This window comes from Cupriavidus sp. PB-02, assembly GCF_058252315.1.
Map to the genome: position 1 here is coordinate 595,469 of NZ_CM177694.1, position 17,286 is coordinate 612,754.

18 protein-coding genes are annotated in these 17,286 nt (G+C 67.1%); 9 read left to right on the forward strand and 9 right to left on the reverse strand.

Annotated elements, in window-relative coordinates; genetic code table 11:
• The first annotated feature begins 24 nt into the window (after nucleotides 1–24).
• Entirely contained in the window at nucleotides 25–1,296 is a 1,272-nt protein-coding gene (locus tag AC10V3_RS02870; protein WP_022533670.1) for an ATP-binding protein, read from the forward strand.
• Between the two features lie 3 nt (nucleotides 1,297–1,299).
• Here AC10V3_RS02870 and plsY read toward each other — a convergent pair whose 3' ends face one another.
• On the reverse strand, nucleotides 1,300–1,908 hold the full coding sequence (gene plsY, locus AC10V3_RS02875; RefSeq protein ID WP_349605580.1) for a glycerol-3-phosphate 1-O-acyltransferase PlsY: 609 nt from the start codon (nucleotides 1,906–1,908) through the stop codon (nucleotides 1,300–1,302).
• A 344-nt stretch (nucleotides 1,909–2,252) separates the two neighbouring features.
• On the opposite strand from plsY, the gene AC10V3_RS02880 reads away from it, so the two are divergent.
• The 4 genes from AC10V3_RS02880 to AC10V3_RS02895 are packed head-to-tail and all read left to right on the forward strand — an operon-like array spanning nucleotide 2,253 to nucleotide 6,083.
• A complete protein-coding gene (locus tag AC10V3_RS02880; RefSeq protein WP_349605581.1) occupies nucleotides 2,253–3,770 on the forward strand; it encodes a YadA family autotransporter adhesin in 1,518 nt (505 codons plus the stop codon).
• 31 nt (nucleotides 3,771–3,801) lie between these two features.
• Nucleotides 3,802–4,443, forward strand: a complete 642-nt coding sequence (locus tag AC10V3_RS02885; RefSeq protein ID WP_041680944.1) for an IS607 family transposase — start codon at nucleotides 3,802–3,804, stop codon at nucleotides 4,441–4,443.
• The gene (locus AC10V3_RS02890; RefSeq protein ID WP_022533674.1) at nucleotides 4,424–5,965 is read left to right on the forward strand and encodes an RNA-guided endonuclease InsQ/TnpB family protein; all 1,542 of its coding nucleotides are present in this window, start codon (nucleotides 4,424–4,426) and stop codon (nucleotides 5,963–5,965) included. The genes AC10V3_RS02885 and AC10V3_RS02890 overlap by 20 nt, the downstream gene beginning before the upstream one ends.
• Nucleotides 5,966–5,987: 22 nt before the next feature.
• Nucleotides 5,988–6,083 carry a YadA-like family protein gene (locus AC10V3_RS02895; RefSeq protein WP_367576161.1) on the forward strand — a complete coding sequence of 32 codons (96 nt, stop codon included), beginning with the start codon at nucleotides 5,988–5,990 and terminating at the stop codon, nucleotides 6,081–6,083.
• 20 nt (nucleotides 6,084–6,103) lie between these two features.
• Here AC10V3_RS02895 and AC10V3_RS02900 read toward each other — a convergent pair whose 3' ends face one another.
• The 5 genes from AC10V3_RS02900 to AC10V3_RS02920 all read right to left on the reverse strand — a co-directional run bounded on the left by AC10V3_RS02900 (nucleotide 6,104) and on the right by AC10V3_RS02920 (nucleotide 9,831).
• The gene (locus tag AC10V3_RS02900) at nucleotides 6,104–6,595 is read right to left on the reverse strand and encodes an aminoacyl-tRNA deacylase (protein WP_349605582.1); all 492 of its coding nucleotides are present in this window, start codon (nucleotides 6,593–6,595) and stop codon (nucleotides 6,104–6,106) included.
• A 14-nt stretch (nucleotides 6,596–6,609) separates the two neighbouring features.
• Nucleotides 6,610–7,551, reverse strand: coding sequence for a site-specific tyrosine recombinase XerD (gene xerD / locus AC10V3_RS02905; RefSeq protein WP_022533676.1), 942 nt, complete (start codon nucleotides 7,549–7,551; stop codon nucleotides 6,610–6,612).
• Entirely contained in the window at nucleotides 7,548–8,027 is a 480-nt protein-coding gene (locus tag AC10V3_RS02910; protein ID WP_041680945.1) for a methylated-DNA--[protein]-cysteine S-methyltransferase, read from the reverse strand. Before AC10V3_RS02910 ends, xerD begins: the two co-directional genes overlap by 4 nt.
• Nucleotides 8,028–8,133: 106 nt before the next feature.
• Nucleotides 8,134–9,102 (reverse strand): tripartite tricarboxylate transporter substrate binding protein BugE, encoded by a 969-nt coding sequence (locus AC10V3_RS02915; protein ID WP_349605583.1) that lies wholly within the window; start codon nucleotides 9,100–9,102, stop codon nucleotides 8,134–8,136.
• Nucleotides 9,103–9,240: 138 nt separating this feature from the next.
• Nucleotides 9,241–9,831, reverse strand: coding sequence for a chalcone isomerase family protein (locus AC10V3_RS02920; RefSeq protein WP_022533679.1), 591 nt, complete (start codon nucleotides 9,829–9,831; stop codon nucleotides 9,241–9,243).
• Nucleotides 9,832–10,129: 298 nt separating this feature from the next.
• Between AC10V3_RS02920 and AC10V3_RS02925 the strand changes: the two genes are divergently transcribed.
• Nucleotides 10,130–11,023 carry an AEC family transporter gene (locus tag AC10V3_RS02925; RefSeq protein ID WP_022533680.1) on the forward strand — a complete coding sequence of 298 codons (894 nt, stop codon included), beginning with the start codon at nucleotides 10,130–10,132 and terminating at the stop codon, nucleotides 11,021–11,023.
• Here the strand turns inward: AC10V3_RS02925 and queG are convergent.
• Entirely contained in the window at nucleotides 11,020–12,288 is a 1,269-nt protein-coding gene (gene queG, locus AC10V3_RS02930; RefSeq protein ID WP_374063644.1) for a tRNA epoxyqueuosine(34) reductase QueG, read from the reverse strand. The genes AC10V3_RS02925 and queG overlap by 4 nt on opposite strands.
• Nucleotides 12,289–12,304: 16 nt before the next feature.
• On the opposite strand from queG, the gene tsaE reads away from it, so the two are divergent.
• Both tsaE and AC10V3_RS02940 read left to right on the forward strand, forming a co-directional pair.
• The gene (tsaE, locus tag AC10V3_RS02935) at nucleotides 12,305–12,829 is read left to right on the forward strand and encodes a tRNA (adenosine(37)-N6)-threonylcarbamoyltransferase complex ATPase subunit type 1 TsaE (protein ID WP_349605585.1); all 525 of its coding nucleotides are present in this window, start codon (nucleotides 12,305–12,307) and stop codon (nucleotides 12,827–12,829) included.
• Nucleotides 12,823–14,319 (forward strand): N-acetylmuramoyl-L-alanine amidase, encoded by a 1,497-nt coding sequence (locus tag AC10V3_RS02940; RefSeq protein WP_022533683.1) that lies wholly within the window; start codon nucleotides 12,823–12,825, stop codon nucleotides 14,317–14,319. The genes tsaE and AC10V3_RS02940 overlap by 7 nt, the downstream gene beginning before the upstream one ends.
• 60 nt (nucleotides 14,320–14,379) lie before the next feature.
• Here AC10V3_RS02940 and AC10V3_RS02945 read toward each other — a convergent pair whose 3' ends face one another.
• The gene (locus AC10V3_RS02945; RefSeq protein ID WP_349605586.1) at nucleotides 14,380–15,405 is read right to left on the reverse strand and encodes a bile acid:sodium symporter family protein; all 1,026 of its coding nucleotides are present in this window, start codon (nucleotides 15,403–15,405) and stop codon (nucleotides 14,380–14,382) included.
• A 93-nt stretch (nucleotides 15,406–15,498) separates the two neighbouring features.
• On the opposite strand from AC10V3_RS02945, the gene AC10V3_RS02950 reads away from it, so the two are divergent.
• On the forward strand, nucleotides 15,499–16,416 hold the full coding sequence (locus tag AC10V3_RS02950) for a LysR family transcriptional regulator (RefSeq protein WP_022533685.1): 918 nt from the start codon (nucleotides 15,499–15,501) through the stop codon (nucleotides 16,414–16,416).
• A 16-nt stretch (nucleotides 16,417–16,432) separates the two neighbouring features.
• On the opposite strand, the gene AC10V3_RS02955 is transcribed toward AC10V3_RS02950, so the two are convergent.
• Nucleotides 16,433–17,212: a class I SAM-dependent methyltransferase gene (locus AC10V3_RS02955; RefSeq protein ID WP_349605588.1), complete on the reverse strand. Its 780-nt coding sequence runs from the start codon at nucleotides 17,210–17,212 to the stop codon at nucleotides 16,433–16,435.
• Between the last annotated feature and the right edge of the window lie 74 nt (nucleotides 17,213–17,286).

Here is a 17,286-nt window from a genome sequence, read left to right on the forward strand (position 1 = left end):
CGTGCCACCAGACCCTGCTACCCGATGAAGTTGCGACGTATCGACACCCTGTTCGGCCGCATTGCCCTGCTGATTGCTGCCGTGCTCGTGATCAGCCATTTCTCCTGGCTCGCCATCCTGCGCATGGACCGCCGCCAGCAGCAGGTCGACTACTCCGTCGAGCAGATGCTGTTCCAGCTCGACAGCATCGAGCGCGCGCTCGATGCGCGCCCGCCGGCGAAGCTGCCCAGCCTGGTGGAGACCGCCAGCACCGCCAGCGCCGAGGAGCTCGCCACTGTGCCCAAGGGCGGGCGCTCGCGCCGGCTGGTCGAGCAGTTCATCTCGCGGCTGCCGCAAGGCACCGAGATCCGCCTCGAGGACGAGACCACGCCGCGCATCTGGATCAAGCTGCCGGACCGCGCCAACTGGATCGCCATGCCGATCCTGTGGGTTCACAACCCGCCGCCGGACAACCGGCTGGTGCCGGGCGTGATGCTGGTGGTGGGCGTGGCAATCGTGTTCGCGGTGCTGATCGCGTGGCAGATCCAGCGGCCGGTGCGCGACATGGCCAATGCGGCCGAGCTACTGTCGCGCCAGCACGCGGTGCCGCCCTTGCGCGAGCGTGGACCGCACGAGCTGCGCCAGCTGATCGAGCGCTTCAACCGCATGGTGGCCGACCTGGCGCGCATCGACCAGGAGCGCAACACCATGCTGGCCGGCATCGCGCATGATTTGAAGACGCCGCTGGCGCGGCTGCGGCTGCGCGCGGAGATGCTGGCCGATCCCAAGGCTGCGGCAGGGGTCACGCGCGACGTTGAGTCCATGTCGGCGATCGTCGAGCAGTTCCTGAGCTTTGCGCAGACCAGCGAATCGACCGCGCGGCCGGTGCCGGTGGACAAGCGTGTCAACGAGCTGGCCGCGTCGCTGGCGGAGCAGGAGCGGCAGGTGGTCCTGTCATTGGGCGCGGGCGAAGGCTTCCGCATGATCGCCACGCAGCTCGACCGCATCGTCGGCAACCTGGTCGACAACGCCTATGCGTATGGCAAGCCGCCGGTGTGTATTGCCACTACGCGCACGCCCGAGGGCTACCTGCTGGTGGTGGAGGACCATGGGGCAGGCATCCCGGACGAGGACAAGGAGCGCGTTACGTTGCCCTTCGTGCGGCTGGACCCGGCACGCGGGGGGAACGCGCATTCCGGGTTGGGCCTGGCGATCGTGGACCGGCTCGTGCGGCAGGCAGGGGGGAAGCTGAACCTGGTGAATGCCGACGGTGGCGGGTTCCGGGTGGAGATGCTGTTCGGGGGAGCCGAAGCGTAAGGCTCAGACCTTCTTCTTCTCACCGATCCGGCTTTCCTTCCCAGCCAGCAGCTTGGCGATATTCTGCCGATGCCGCGCGATCAGTAGCACGCTGATCAGGGAGATCGCCCCGGCCATGATGTCGACGCCGTTCATCAGCACATGGAAGAACGGCGCGAAGATCGCCGCCACCAGTGCCGCCAGCGACGAATAGCGGAAGAAGAACGCAATGATCAGCCACGTGGCCAGCGTGCCCAGGCCCAGGATCGGGTTGATCGCCAGCAGGATGCCGGCCGCGGTGGCCACGCCCTTGCCGCCGGCAAAGCGGTGGTACACCGGGAACAGGTGACCCAGGAATACCGCCAGCGCCACCATGGCCAGGCCGGTCTCGTTCAGGCCGTAGGCAGGGCCGAAGCGCGCCGCCAGCCACACTGCCAGCCATCCCTTCAGTGCATCCCCGATCAGCGTGAAAATCGCGGCCTTCTTGTTGCCGGTGCGCAGCACATTGGTGGCGCCGGGATTGCCTGAGCCGTACGAGTGCGGGTCGGGCAGGCCCATCAGCTTGCTGACAACGACAGCGAAGGAAATGGATCCGATCAGGTAGGCGGCGAGGGCGAAAAGCAGGTTGGCCATGTGTAGTGGGGTGTTTTCGGGCTGGCGCGATTGTAGCGCGGCGGCGGGGTCGCTATGTCCGTGTCTTCCCGGATTTGCATCGAGGGACCCTTCGAATGTCTGGCGGCAGCGCCGTACCCCGCTGGATGTCCTGTACTCCGGAGTGGTGTGGCGTTCACTCGCGCGGTGGCTTGCGAGATATCGCTGACAAACGTCAAACATTCAAACCATAGCATCTGATATTTCCGCATCCCGGCTATTGGCGGCCGTTTCATCATGTGCGCCGCTGTATGGCCCGTGTGCCCTGTGCGAAGTCTCGCATCGGTGCCGGTTCCTTTTCCTGATTGTTCCCAGAAATCCCCAGCATGAATCACGCCTTACGCCGGCTTGCCAGTCGGTCCCCGGCATGTCGCGCCCTGGCCGCGCGGCCCATTCCGCTACTGTCCATCAATGCCCGGTTCGGCCGGCGCACGCTGGCCCTGTCTGCCGCCACCACCTTGCTCGCCTCCGGCTACGCAGTGGCCGGCGCCGTGGATGGCGGCACCGTCAGCGGCAACAACACCAATATCGCCATCGGCACCGGCGCGAGTTCGACCAACGCCACCAGCGAGCCGAGCATCGCCATCGGCGTAGACAGCAGGTCTACCGATGAGGCCACCGTAGCCATCGGCTACGACGCCTGGGCGATCGGCCAGCGCGGCCTCGCCCTGGGCGGCAACACCACGGCAGCCATGGATGCCGTAGCCATCGGCAGCGGTGCGCAGGCCAACTACAACAATTCGCTGATCATCGGTTCGAACACCTATGACACCAATTCCTGGGCCACGGCTTTCGGTAGCGGTTCGCGCGCGGGCCAGTTCGGGCTGGCGCTTGGCATCGAGGCGGATGCGACGGCCACGCATAGCATCGCTATCGGCCGGCAGACCGTCGCGGCGGAAGAAGCGGTCTCCCTTGGCAACCAGTCGGGGGCGACGGCGAAGGATGCGGTGGCGGTCGGCTTCAGCGCAAGGGCCGACGCTGTCAACAGCGTGGCGCTGGGCGCGTATTCCGTGGCCACGCCGATGACCAATGCCACGGCGTTCAACCCCAACCCCGGCTTTGCGCTCGCCGGCCTGGTGCCGGTGGGCCAGGTGTCGGTCGGCGCGCCCGGCGCGGAACGCCGGCTGACCAATGTCGCGGCAGGCGCCGCGCTCACCGATGCGGTCAATGTGAGCCAGCTGCAGTCGGCGTTGAGCACAATCACCCCGGTCGCCGATATCTATGCACAGTTCAACAGCCAGATCAGCGCGCTGGAACAGCAGATCACCAACGTAAGCACCGCCCAGGGCGTCGATGCCCTGTATTTCCGTGCGGATGGCAGCCAGACCAGCGCCGATGCGGCCCACGCCGCGCCGGGCACGCACGGCGTGGCGGCAGGCGCGAATGCGGTGGCCGCTGCAGACCGCAGCGTCGCCGTCGGCAACGGTGCCAGCGCCAACGCCGCGGGCGCGGTCGCGCTGGGCGCGGGCGCTTCCGCCACGGCCGCTGGCAGCGTGGCGCTGGGGGCCGACTCTGTCGCCACCCGCGAGAACACCGTATCGGTGGGCGCGGCCGGCAACGAACGCCAGATCACCAACGTGGCAGCCGGCACGGCGCCGACGGATGCGGTCAATGTGTCGCAGCTGCAGTCGGCGCAGGCCGATACGATCAACGCGGCCAACACCTATGCCGACCGCCAGGTCGCCGATGTGCGCCGCGACAGCTACGCCGGCATCGCGTCGGCCATGGCGATGGCCAGCCTGCCGCAGGCGGTGCTGCCGGGCCGGGGCATGCTCGCCATGGCGGGCAGTACCTATGGCGGACAGTCCGCGATGGCGTTGGGGCAAGTGAGCAGCCCCTTGTAAACTGCTTATAGGTGTGCAATTATTATCACTCATGAGCATACTTGCTAAAGTTACGATGAAGGAGGCGTGCGCGATGCTGGGCATCCACCCTGGCACGCTTCGCCGATGGGAGTCCGACGGGAAGATCTCCGCCGATCGGACTCCGGGTGGTCATCGTCGCTATAATTTGACCGCTCTAATGGAGTTGGCCGGCAAGAAGGTCGAGGAAGCAGAGCGCGGGCGTACTACGCTCGCCTATGCGCGCGTTTCCAGCCACGACCAGAAGGCCGATCTGGAGCGTCAGTGCCAGGTGCTGGAGTCGTTCTGCGCTGCGAAGGGATGGCCCTTCGAACTCATCCGGGATCTCGGCTCCGGCATGAACTATGAGAAGAAGGGCCTCAAGCAACTGCTCAAACGTATCTGCGCCGGAGGCGTTGATCGGCTTGTCATCACACACAAGGACCGGCTCTTGCGATTTGGTGCAGAGCTCGTTTTTGCTCTGTGCGAGCAATTCGGAACGGAAGTCGTCATCATCAATGCCAAAGGCGATTCGACGTATGAGGAGGATCTTGCCTGCGACGTGCTTGAGATCATTACCGTCTTTTCGGCGCGCCTCTATGGCAGCCGTTCCCACAAGAATCGTCACGCCATGAAAGCCCTGAAAGAGGCTGCAGATGCCATTCAAGAGGGCTGATCCCACCACTATCCAGTTCGCGAGGAAGGTCCGTCTGGTGGTGGACGCTGATGCTGCGGGCAAGCTCGACGGGCAATCCAAAATCTGCAACTGGCTATGGAATCGACTCAAGGACGAAGTCGAGACGCGCATGGCGGAGTTGTCCATCGTCGGCGGCTATGGCTATCTTGATGAGGCGCGAACCAAGAAGCTCCTGTCGGAGGTCTATTCCGAGATCGGGCTTCGCAACCTCGTGCCGCCGCTCAAGGAGCGTCATCCGTTCTTGCGCTGTGTGTTTTCTTCACCGCTGAAGAATGTCGCGCTGCGCATGGCCAAGGCCATTGCCTCGCATCGAAAGTCGAAGAATGGACAGCGCTGCGGCCCAGACGTGGGCTGGGTCAAGTACAAGGCATGGGCCAAGCACTGGATGAGCCTGGAATACGACGAGCCAGGCAAAGGCTGGAATGTTTCCCAGTTCGGTTGGCTCAACCTATCGTTCGGCGCGAACGCGCAAGGACAGCGGCTGTCGCTGCGCCTGAAGATGGAGAAGACACCCAAGGAGATCGCGAGCGCTCGCACTTGCCGGATCGTCCGCGAGGGCCGCGACCGCTATTTCGCTGTGTTCACGCTCAAGGGGCAGAAGAAGGCCAGGCAACGCGGCACGCGCGTGGTCTACATCGATCCGAACCTGAAGAACTTTGGCTACGCTCTGGATACTGAGGGGCGCGCCTTCGAATTGTCCAATCTTGAGAAGTTGAAGGAGTCGGAGCGCATTCTCGATCGGCTAACGAGTCTGCGTGACCGGTGCATAGCAAAGTCGCTGTGGGTAGATACCGTCCACGGCGATGGCACGGTGTCGACGCATTGGCGTCCCAGTCGCCGCTGGAAGCGTTTGGACGACGCTGTGGAGCGAATGCAAACCAAAGTGCGAGAACAGAAAAAGCACTTCATGTATTCGCTGGCGAACCAGCTCTGCAGGCACTACGACGTGATTGGGATCGGCAACTACGTGCCGGAGAACACCAACCACGGCAAGGGCCGCAAATACAACCGTGCGGTAAGAAACAGAACGATGCACGGTGCATTCAAGGACATTCTCTCGTGGGTCGCGACGCGCTCCAGAAAGCATGCGCTGGTGCTGGATGAAACCGGCACCACGCGAACGTGCCATGCGTGTGGTCACGTTGTCGAGGGCGGGATAGCGCCCGCAATTCGGGAGTGGGATTGCCCGGGCTGCGGCACCTGCCACCTGCGCGACGAGAATGCCTGTCAAAACGGTCTGCGGCGGCTGCTGACGCAAGTCGGCGACGCTGTGGACTGCTCCCATCTGCCCTGCTCGGGCCCCGTTCAGATTATCGGGCGGTGTGATTGGCGATTCCATCCGCAAGGATGGACGGGAGTCCCGAGAGGGGGCGCCAATGTGAATTCAATGCGCCTGCCGGAGTACCGGCAGCGAATGCGCGCGTTACCGCGCGCTCGGGTTGGTGACCGCGCGTCCAAATCTGCAAAGACGTCGCCATCAGCGATGCGTAGGCTTGCTTAGATTTGGAAGAGCGGCTTCGCGCATGTCAGACAGCGGTAACTGGGTCTACAAGGCCAACGCCACCGCGGCTACGCACGGCAGGTATGGCGTCGGGGTCGGGGCCGGCTTTCACTGGTAGCGCGCCGGCCGGGCGGCAGCTCAGTCAGGCAGCGCGCATTGCACGGGTTTGGCATCGACCAGCCCCGGCAGCAGCTTTGGGTCCAGGCTGACCAGGTAGCCGCGCCGGCCGCCGTTGATGTAGATGCGTTCCAGCTCCAGCACGGTCGCTTCCACATACACCGGCATGCGCTTGCGCGTGCCGAACGGCGAGGTGCCGCCCACCATGTAGCCGCTGTGGCGCTGCGCCACCTCGGGTTTGCACGGCTGCACGCTCTTGCAGCCGATCTGGCGCGCCAGGTTCTTGGTCGAGACCGAGCAGTCGCCGTGCATCAGCACCACCAGCGGCTGCGCGCGCTCGTCTTCCATCACCAGCGTCTTGATGACATCGTGCTCGGGTACGCCGAGCTGGCGGGCCGATTCGCCGGTGCCGCCATGCTCGACGTATTCATAGGGATGCTCGCCGAAGGCCACGCCGTGCTTGCGCAGGGATTGCGTGGCCGGGGTTTCGGAGACGTGCTTGTTTTTGCTCATGTCCTGGATGCCGCTCAGCCGCGCGGGTGGTGCTGCTGGTGCAGCTCGCGCAGGCGTTCGCGCGCGACGTGCGTGTAGATCTGGGTGGTGGAGATGTCGGCGTGGCCCAGCAGCAGCTGCACCACGCGCAGGTCGGCGCCGTGGTTGAGCAGGTGCGTGGCAAAGGCGTGCCGCAGCGTATGCGGCGACAGTGGCGCATGCACCCCGGCATCGCGCGCATGGCGCTTGATCAGGTGCCAGAACGCCTGCCGCGTCATGCCTTCGCCGCGTTGCGTGACGAAGAGGGCGTCGCAGGCGCGCCCGGCGAGCAGCGCGGGGCGCGCGCTCGCCAGGTAGCGGCGCAGCCAGTCGCCGGCCTGCTGGCCGAACGGCACCAGCCGCTCCTTGTCGCCCTTGCCGCCGACCACACGGGCCACGCCTTCGTTCAGGCCGATCTCGATGGTCTTCATCTGCGTCAGCTCCGACACGCGCAGGCCGCTGGCGTACATCAATTCGAGCATGGTGCGGTCGCGCAGGCCCAGCGGCGTGCCGGTGTCGGGCGCTTCGAGCAGCGCGTCGACCTGGGCCTCGGTCAGCGTCTTGGGGTAGCGCGGCGGCTGCTTGGCCGGGCGCAACAGCAGGCAGGGATCGGCCTCGATCATGTGCTCGCGCAGTGCCCACTGGTAGAAGCGGCGGAACACCGCCAGGCGCCGGTTGGCCGATGACGCGCGCGTCTGTGTGTGGCGCGCGTTGAAGTAGGCCGACAGCACGCTGTCGTCCACGCCCAGCAGCTCGCCACGGCCTTCATGCTGCAGCCAGCGCGCCAGCAGCGTCAGGTCGCGCCGGTAGGCGTCGATGGTGTTGCGCGACAGGCCGTCTTCCAGCCACAGCGCGTCGCAGAAGCGGCCGACCAGCGCCACGTCGGCGTCGCTGGGGGCGGCGGTACTGTCTGGCTGTATCGCGTGGGCGCCGCTCATATCAGCATGGCGCCCTCATGGCGCAGCAGCCAGCGTTTGACGTCGAGGTAGAAGCCGTCTTCGGCATGATGGGAGAAACCGCCGATGCCGCGCGCGGATACCACGCGATGACAGGGGATCACGATCGGGAAAGGGTTCTGCCCGCAGGCCTGGCCCACCGCGCGCGGCATCGCGCCGATGGCGTCGGCGATGGTGCCGTAGGTGGTCACCGCGCCGCGCGGCACCGCGGCAATGGCTTGCCAGACGCGCTGCTGGAAGTCACTGCCGGCCGGGGCCAGCGGCAGGTCGAAGCGGGCGTCGGGATCGGCGTAGTAGGCCTCGAGCTGCACCGCCAGCCGTTGTGTCAGTGCGTCGGCGGGCGCGCGGGCCTCGACGTGCTCCGGCAGGTACACGATCGCACGGATGCGTTCGCCGTCCGTGCGCACGCCGATCTTGCCGAACGGGGCAGGGAGGATGGCGTCGTAGGTGGCGGGCATGGTGGTCGGGCTGGGGCGAATGCTGGATTTTAGTGCTTTTTGGCCGGACAAGAAAAAAGGGCCGCCTTGCGGCGGGCCCTTCTGCGGTGAGATCACACCAGCCTGATCATTGCTCCAGCTTGATGTTCTGTACCTTCACAAGATTCTTCATCTTGTCGAATTCCTTCTTGATCTCCGCCGCGTGCTGCGCCGGCGTATTGCCCGACGGCTCGGCGCCGGCGGTGCGCAGGCGCTGCTGGAAGTCCTTGTCCTGCAGCGCCTTGACGGCGGCGTCGTTGAGCTTCTTGATGACGTCGTCAGGCGTGCCGGCAGGCGCCACCAGGCCGTACCAGGCCGGGTCGTTCGGCTCCTTCAGGCCCATTTCGCCGAAGGTCGGCACGTTCGGCAGCGACTCCAGGCGCTTGTTCCATGCCACCACGATCGGGCGCAGCTTGCCGGCCTTGATGTAAGGCATCGATGACGGCAGGTTGTCCACCATGATCGGCACCTGGCCGGCGAGCACGTCGTTCAGCGCCGGGCCCGCGCCACGGTAGGGGATATGGACCATGAAGGTCTTGGTCGAGACCTTGAACTGCTCGCCCAGCATATGGCCGAAGCCGCAGGTGCCCGACGAGGCGAACGAGTACTTGCCCGGGTTGGCCTTCAGCACGGCCAGGAACTCTTTGTAGTCCTTGGCCGGGAAGTTCGGGTTCACCGCGATCACGTTGGCCACGTTGGCCAGGTTGGTGATGGGCTTGAAGTCCTTGATCGGGTCGTACGACAGCTTGGGGTTGCAGGCCGGGTTCACGGCCATGGTCGACACCGTCGAGATGCCGATGGTGTAGCCGTCCGGCGCCGCCTTGGCAATCGCGTCGGCACCGATCGAACCGCCCCCGCCGGCGCGGTTTTCCACCACCACCGGCTGGCCCAGGATGCGGCTCATCTGGTCCGCCGCGCCGCGGCCGACGATGTCGGTGGTGCCGCCGGGTGCGAACGGAATGATCAGGCGGATGGGCTTGGTGGGGTAGCTCTGCGCGTGCGCCGCGCCAGCGGCGGCCGCCAGGGCCAGGGTCAGTGCGAGTTTGCCAGCTTGCATGAGATCATGTCTCCCGTCAGGAAATCCGGGCAGGGTGCCGCCCGGAAGCAAAAAAACCGTCGCAGTGCCACAGGTGGGGCAGTGCGTCGGCAGCGTAATCGAAAGGGGGGCGCCGCGCCCGGGTCAGCCGCCCGCTTATCAGCCGCCCAGCAGCCCGCGCTTGACGTCCGGATCGACCGGCCGCTCGCCCAGGAACACCCGCAGCACGGCCTGGTAGAAGTCTTCGCCCGGGATCGGACGGCCGCGCGGCGTGCCGTTGATGGCGATCACGGTACCCGTCTGCGGTGAAAAATCGAGGTTGATCACGTCGCCCTTGTGCGCGGTGCCGAGCTCTACCAGCGTGCGCTCGAACTGTGCCAGCCGCGCGGCGAGCCCCTGTACCTGCGTTTCGCTGTGGTTGTCGCTGATGCCCTGGCGCAGCGAACGCACGATCGCCGGCGGCTCGGTCTCGCGCAGCATGCGCAACTGTAGCCGCTTGGCCCCGGAGGTGCCCAATACCACGGTCGCGTTGCGGGCCTTTTCCTGCAGGTACAACGCGGCCACGTAGCCTTTGGCGAGGAAGCCGGCGCGCAGCGCGGTGCCGTTGAGCAGTAGTTCCTTGCCGCCCACTCGCGCGGCATCGTCAAAGCGCATGCCCTCGACCTCCACCGCGCGCGCCGGCGACGGCACGGCGCCCGCCGCGGTGGTGGCGCACAGTGCGACCAGCAGGGCAGCCAGGTGCAGGCGCATACCGTGCGGCAAGCCAGGGCGGGAACGGGAGCGGAGGTGGGTGTCCGGGCGCGGCGGCGCGGAACGGGTGCGGGACAACATGGCGGCGGACGTACAACTAGGCATGCCATGCTGGCGCAAATCTGGAAAAATACCTATCCGTATCTGCCCTAGTCCGCACATTACGGTTTTTTCGCCTTTATCTTCCCCAGCCTCGCTCTCGCTACAGGATGGCGGCGGCCGGATGGCACCATAGGGCACCTCAGGGCGGCGTGGGCGGATGCCGCGCCATGCTGCCATCCTCACTACAACAACGACAATGTCTCCTGCCCTGCTGCTGGTGCCGGATTTCAGCCTGATTCTGATCGGCTGGCTGCTGGTGCGCTATTCCCCTTTCGATCGCGCCTTCTGGTCCGGCGTGGAACGGCTGGTGTACTTCGTGCTGTTCCCGGCGCTGCTGCTGCAGTCGACCAACAGCGCGGTGTTCGATTTCTCGTCGACCTCGGCCATGCTCGGGCTGGCGCTGCTGGTGCTGGCCTGCGGCATGGCCGGCGGCTACGCCGTCAAATGGGTGTTGCGGCCCGACGCGATAAGCTTTGCCTCCGGCGTGCAGACTGCGTTCCGCTTCAACTCCTATATCGGGCTGGCGCTGGCCTCGCGCCTGGGCGGCACCGAGGGGCTGGCCATGATGGCGGTGATCGTCGGCTGTACCGTGCCGCTGTGTAACGTCGCGGCGGTGTGGGCGCTGGCGCGCCACGGCGAGACCGCGCTGTGGAAGGAGCTGGCGCGCAACCCGCTGATCCTGGCCACCGCGGGTGGCCTGCTGACCAACCTGATGGGGCTGCACGCGCCCGAGGTCTTGGCGATGACGCTGAACCGGCTGGGCTCGGCCTCCACCGCGCTGGGGCTGATGACGGTGGGCGCGGGCCTGCAGATGAGCGGCGCCACGGGCACGGTCGGGCCGGTGGCCTGGTGGACCGGCGTCAAGCTGCTGGCGATGCCGTGTGTGGCGTGGCTGGTGGGGCGCCACCTGCCGCTGACCACCCTGCAGTACCAGATCGTGGTGCTGTACGCTTCGCTGCCAACGGCGTCGAGCGCCTATATCCTGGCGGTGCGCATGGGCGGCAACGGGCCGATGGTGGCGGCGACGATCTCGGTGATGACGGTGGCGGCGATCGTGACCACGCCGCTGTGGCTGGCGCTGGTCAGCTAGCCACCATTGTTTGCCGCTGCCGGCGGCGGCTGGCCCTGCGCCAGCGCCCAGTCAATATGCTCGCGCACCAGCGGCGTAGCGGTTTCGCGCTGCGCCAGCAGCGCCGTGCGGATGCGCGCGGCCAATGCGGCATCCTCCGGGCGCGTGCCGGAAACCGCCGCGCGCAGGCTGTTGCCCAGCCCGACCGCCAGGTTGCGCAGCCAGCGCTCATGGCCGATGCGCCGGATCGGGCTGCCTTCCAGCCGCTGGTTGAATGCTTCCTCGGTCCATTCGAACAGGCCGACCATATCGGGCGCATCCAGCCCGTTGCGCACGTCGAAGTCCGGCACCGTGGCCACGTGCGCGAACTTGTTCCAGGGGCAGGCGAGCTGGCAGTCGTCGCAGCCGTAGACGCGGTTGCCCATCGGCGCACGGAACTCGACCGGGATTGGCCCCTTGTGCTCGATGGTCAGGTAGGAAATGCAGCGGCGCGCATCCAGCCGATAGGGCGCCACGATGGCGCGCGTGGGGCAGATATCGAGACAGCGGTGGCAGTTGCCGCAGTGGTTGGATTCGGGCGGATCGGCGGGCAGCGGGATGTCGACCAGGATCTCGCCGAGGAAGAACATCGAGCCGCCGTCGCGGTCCAGCAGCAGCGTATGCTTGCCGCGCCAGCCGAGTCCGCCCTGGCTGGCCAGCGCCACTTCCATCACCGGCGCGGAATCGGTAAAGACGCGGTAGCCGAACTTTCCGATTTCGGCCTCGATCCGGCTGGCCAGTTGCTGGAGACGGCTGCGCAGCACCTTGTGATAATCGCGGCCGCGCGCGTACAGCGACACCACCGCGGTGGCCGGATCGTCCAGCCGGGCCAGTTCATGGCGGCGCCAGTCGCCGGCATCCGCCGCCGCCCCGGCGGCGGGAACGTACGGCATGCGCGCCACGATGGCGCGCACCGTCCCGGGCACCAGTTCGGCCGGACGGGCGCGCCGCAGGCCGTGGTTCGCCATATAATCCATGTCGCCGTGGTAACCCTGCTCGAGCCAAGCCATCAGCCCCGGCTCGGCATGGCTCAGATCGACATCGGCAATGCGCACCGACGCAAAACCCAGCGCAGCGCCCCATGCGCGGATCGATGCCGCGAGCGCCGCCAGCTCCCCCGGGCCCGCGGCCGGCTGGCCGGCGTGGCTGGAGGTGGGGGCGCTTGTGGGCACGCCTGGGGGCACGTCCGTGGGCACACTGGGCGCGCCTGGCGCGCTGGCCGGCGGCTTGACTGCTGGGTCGATCATCCCTGAATTGTACGCAATGCCCTTGCTCCAAGAACGCACCCTGACGTTGCCCGACGAAGCCGCCACCGCGCGCCTGGGCGCCGCGCTGGCCTCCGCCGTGCAGGCCATGCCGCCACGCACGGTACATGTGCAGCTGTCCGGCGACCTGGGCGCCGGCAAGACCACGCTGTCGCGCGCCATCCTGCGCGCGCTGGGCCATGCGGGCAAGGTCCGCAGCCCCACCTATACGCTGTGCGAGCCCTATGAGGTCGCCCGCGCCGACGGCTCGCCGCTGACCGTCTACCACTTCGACCTGTACCGCTTTGCCGACCCGGAGGAGTGGATCGACGCGGGGTTTCGCGACTGCTTTGCCGAACCGGCCTTCAACCTGGTCGAATGGCCCGAGAAGGCCGGCAGGCTGCTCGGGGAACCGGACCTGCATGTGTTGCTCCAATCGGACATGGCCGGGCCGGATGACATGGAAAGCGATACCGGCGAGCGCCGTATCGCCGCCATGCGCGCCTATACTCACACTGGACTTACCCTGCTGAACGCATGCTGATCAAGCGACTTGCCACCGACCGCCCTGATGGACCCGACGGACTGCTGCAGGCGCGCCGCAAATGGATGGCGCAAGCACTGAAGCTGGGCGCCGGCACGGCGGTACTGACCCTCGCCGGCCCACAGATCGTGTTCGGCGCGGGCATTGTCGCGGTGCGCGTCTGGCCCGCCGAGGAATACACGCGCGTCACCATCGAGTCCGATGCGCCGCTGGCCGCGGTCCACCAGATCATCCGCGACCCCGACCGGCTGGTGGTGGACATTGACGGCCTGGACCTGTCGCCCACGCTGCGCGAGCTGGTCGCCAAGATCACCCCCAATGACCCCTATATCCAGACCGTGCGCGTTGGCCAGAACCGCCCACGCGTGGTCCGCATGGTGTTCGACCTGAAGGAAAACGTGGCGCCGCAGGTGTTCACGCTGTTGCCGATCGGCAGCTACCGCAACCGGCTGGTGTTCGACCTGTATCCGGTCAACCCGCCCGACCCGCTGTGGAAGCTGGTGCGCGAGACCGAGGAAAAGCAGCGCCGCTTCGCCACCACCGATCCCGAGCCGGGCGCCGAAGGCGTGGCCGGCGCGCCGGCCGGTGCCGAGGAAGACGCGATCGGCGCCCTGGTGCGCAGGTTCGACGAGAAGGGCGAGGTGCCCCCGACCACCGCGCCACCGCCGGTGGTCGCGGCCCGGCCCAAGCCGTCCGCACCCGTGGTGCCCACGCCCAGCGCCCCCGTGGTGCCCCCTGTGGCGCGCGACAATCCTACCGCCGAGCGCCCGTTCAAGATGCGCCGGCTGCTGACCGTGGCGATCGATCCCGGCCACGGCGGCGAAGACCCGGGCGCGATCGGCGCGGCGGGCTCGCGCGAGAAGGACGTGGTGCTGCAGATCGCGCACCGGCTGCGCGCCAAGATCGATGCCCAGCCCAATATGCGCGCGATGATGACGCGCGACGCCGACTTCTTCGTGCCGCTGAACGTGCGCGTGCAGAAGGCGCGGCGGGTGCAGGCCGACCTGTTCGTGTCGATCCACGCCGATGCCTTCCTGTCGCCGGAGGCGAAGGGCGCGTCGGTGTTCGCGCTGTCCGAGCGCGGCGCGTCGAGTACCGCGGCGCGCTGGCTGGCCAACAAGGAAAACGCCTCCGACCTGATCGGCGGCGCCAATATGGGCAACAAGGATGCGCAGGTCGCGCGCGTGCTGCTGGACCTGTCCACGACCGCGCAGATCAATGACAGCCTGCAGGTCGGCAAGGCTGTGCTGGGCGAGATCGGCGGCATCAACAAGCTGCACAAGGGCAGCGTCGAGCAGGCGGGGTTTGCCGTGCTGAAGGCGCCGGACATCCCGTCGATCCTGATCGAGACCGCCTTCATCAGCAACCCGGAAGAGGAGCGCAAGCTCAACGACAACGCGCACCAGGAGCAGCTGGCCAACGCGATCCTGAAGGGAATCCGGGCGTATTTTGCGCGCAACCCGCCGCTGTCGAAGAATCCGTCGGTCTGAGCGCCGGCAACGCATGAAAAAAACCCGGGGCACGCCCCGGGTTTTTTATCGCCGCGCGGTTCAGGCCCGCGCCGCGGCGCGATCCTCCAGCAACGCATCGCGGTTGGCATAGCGCGACGCCATCACCGAACACACGATCAGCTGCAACTGGTGGTAGACCATCAGCGGCAGCACCAGCAGCCCCAGCGCGGGATGCCCGGCGAACAGGATCTTGGCCATCGGGATGCCGTTGGCCAGGCTCTTCTTGGAGCCGCAGAACACCGCGGTGATCTCGTCCTCGACCGAGAACCCGAGCCGGCGCGCGGTGAGGGTGGTGATGCCCAGCACCACGAACAGCAGGATCGCGGCGATCAGCATCACCGCGCCGATGGTCTGCCACTGGTACTGGTGCCACAGGCCTTCCGCGGTGGCGTCGCAGAACGAGGAATAGACGATCAGCACGATCACGCCGCGGTCGATCTTGGTGGTGATGTGCTTCTTCTTCGCCAGCCAGTTGCCGATCAGCGGACGCAGCAGCTGGCCCAGCGCGAACGGCAGCAGCAGCTGCAGCGCCACGCCGGTAAGCGCCTTGCCCAGCGGCATCGACGCGCCGCTGGCGCTGATCACCAGGCCCATCAGCAGCGGCGTGACCAGCATGCCGATCAGGCCCGAGATGGTGGCGTTGAAGATCGCGCCCGACACATTGCCGCGCGCCATCGAGGTCATCGCCACCGACGACGACACCGTCGACGGCAGCGCGCACAGGAAGAACACGCCCAGCAGCAGGTCGGCCGGCAGCTGGTTGCGCAGCGACAGCATCAGCAGCACGCCGACGATCGGGAAGACCACGTAGGTGAAGGCCTGCACGAACACATGCAGGCGCCAGTGCTTGGCGCCCGCCACCAGCTTGTCGCGCGACAGCGCCGCGCCGTGCAGGAAGAAGACCAGCGCCACGCCCACGCTGGTGACCACGCCCAGGTGCAGCGGCCCGTCGCCGGCGCCGAGTTCAGGGGCCGCCAGCGCGATGGCGATGGCGGTCAGCATGATGAGGACGAAGCCGTCGATCAGGTCAAAGAGTTTCTTGAGATTGCGGACAATGCGAGACATGACTGCTGGTGGGTTAGGGTTTTGCCTAGTATTGGACGCCAGCCGGGTCTAGAATGCAAATTCATTTATAGAATCTATTTATCCGGCCGTTGCATGAATTACACACTGCGCCAGTTGCGCGTCTTCCTGGCAGTGGCGAATACCGGCGGGTTCAGCCGGGCCGCCGACACAGTCGGCCTGACCCAGCCTGCGGTGAGTCGGGGCGTCGCAGAGCTTGAGGAATCACTTGGCGTACGCCTGCTGGACCGGACCACGCGCGAAGTGGTGCTGACCGAAGCCGGCCACGCGCTGGCGCCCGCGCTGGAGCGGCTGCTGGGGCAGCTGGACGACACGCTCGAAGAAACGCGGCAGCTGGGAGAACGCTATAGCGGCCGCGTGGTGATCGCCGGCGCGCCGACCATCTCCGCCCGGCTGATGCCGATGTACGTCGCCGCCTGTGCCGCCCAATACCCGGAAATCCGCCTGACCGTGCGCGACAACGTGCAGGCCGACGGCCTGGAACAGGTGCGCGCGGGTGCGGTGGACTTCGGCGTGGTGATCGATCCGCTGGTGCGCGACGGGCTGGTGGTCGAACCGGTGGCGACCGACCCGTTCTGCTTTGTCTGCCGGCGCGACCATCCGCTGGCGCAGTCGGCCTCGGTGCCCTGGTCGGCCCTGGACGGCATGCGACTGGTGCTGCTGGACTTTGCGTCCGGCAGCCGGCCGCTGATCGACCGCGTGTTCGGACGGCACGGCGTGGTGCCGCAGGTGGTGCAGGAGTTGGGCCACTCGGCCAGCGTGTTCGGCATGGTCGAGGCCGGCATCGGCGCCTCGGTGCTGCCGTCGTTCGCGCTGCCGCTGCCGGCGGCGTCGCCGCTGGTGTGGCGCCCGCTGGTGCCGCGCGAGGAGCGCAGCATCGTCATGGTCCGGCGCGAGGATCGTTCGCTGTCGCCCGCCGCGGCGGCGGTGTGGGAGCTGGTGCGGCGCCTGACCGTGCGCGCCGAGGCGCCCGCGATGGGCGCCGCGGCCTGACCTGGCCCCATCAACCTCAGCGCGCGGTGACCATCACCGCTTCCAGTTCGAAGCTGCCGTCTGCCTGTACGCGATAGTGCTCGCGCACTTCGGCGGGCGCGACCTGCCACAGGTGGCGGATCGCCTCGATCGCCACCGGCGGGGTGCGCATGCGCTTGACCCAGCTGTCGAACTCGATGCCGATGCGCCAGATATCGGACACGTTGATGCCCTCGGCAGCAAAGCCCGCCGCCTCGAACATCGCGTGCCAGCCAGCCGGCGTGTAGTCGCGCACGTGCGAGGGATCGCGCAGCAACTCGACCGACTGCAGCCAGGTATCGCGCAACGGGTCTGGCGCACCGGCGATATCGATCAGTATCACCTTGCCGCCCGGCCGCAGCACGCGGCGGATCTCGGCCAGCGCCGCCGGCACGTCGCGCCAGTGGTGCGCGCTCATGCGCGAAACCACCGCGCAGAAGCTGGCATCCTCGAACGGCAACTGCTCCGCCGCGCCCTGGCGCGTGCGCACATTGGCCAGCCCGCGCGCTTGCGCCGCGGCGTCGACCACGGCCAGCATCTCGGCCGACAGATCGTAAGCCGTCACTTCGCCCACGACCGCTGCCGCGGCAAAGCTGGCGTGGCCGGCGCCACAGCCCAGGTCCAGCACCCGGCTGCGTGGGCGTTTGGCCTCGGGGATCAGTGCCGCCAGTTCATCCTTCAGCTGCTGCAGGTCCGCGCCCTGGGCATGGACGGCGCTGGTGAGGTAGGCGCTGGCGGTGGCGCCGAACTGGGCGGCAACGAGTTGCTGTTGTTGCATGGTGCTGGCTCCTTGGGCCGGAAGTCAGGCCTTCTTGTCGGGAGGTTGAAGGGTGGGGACTTGCCCGCGAGGCG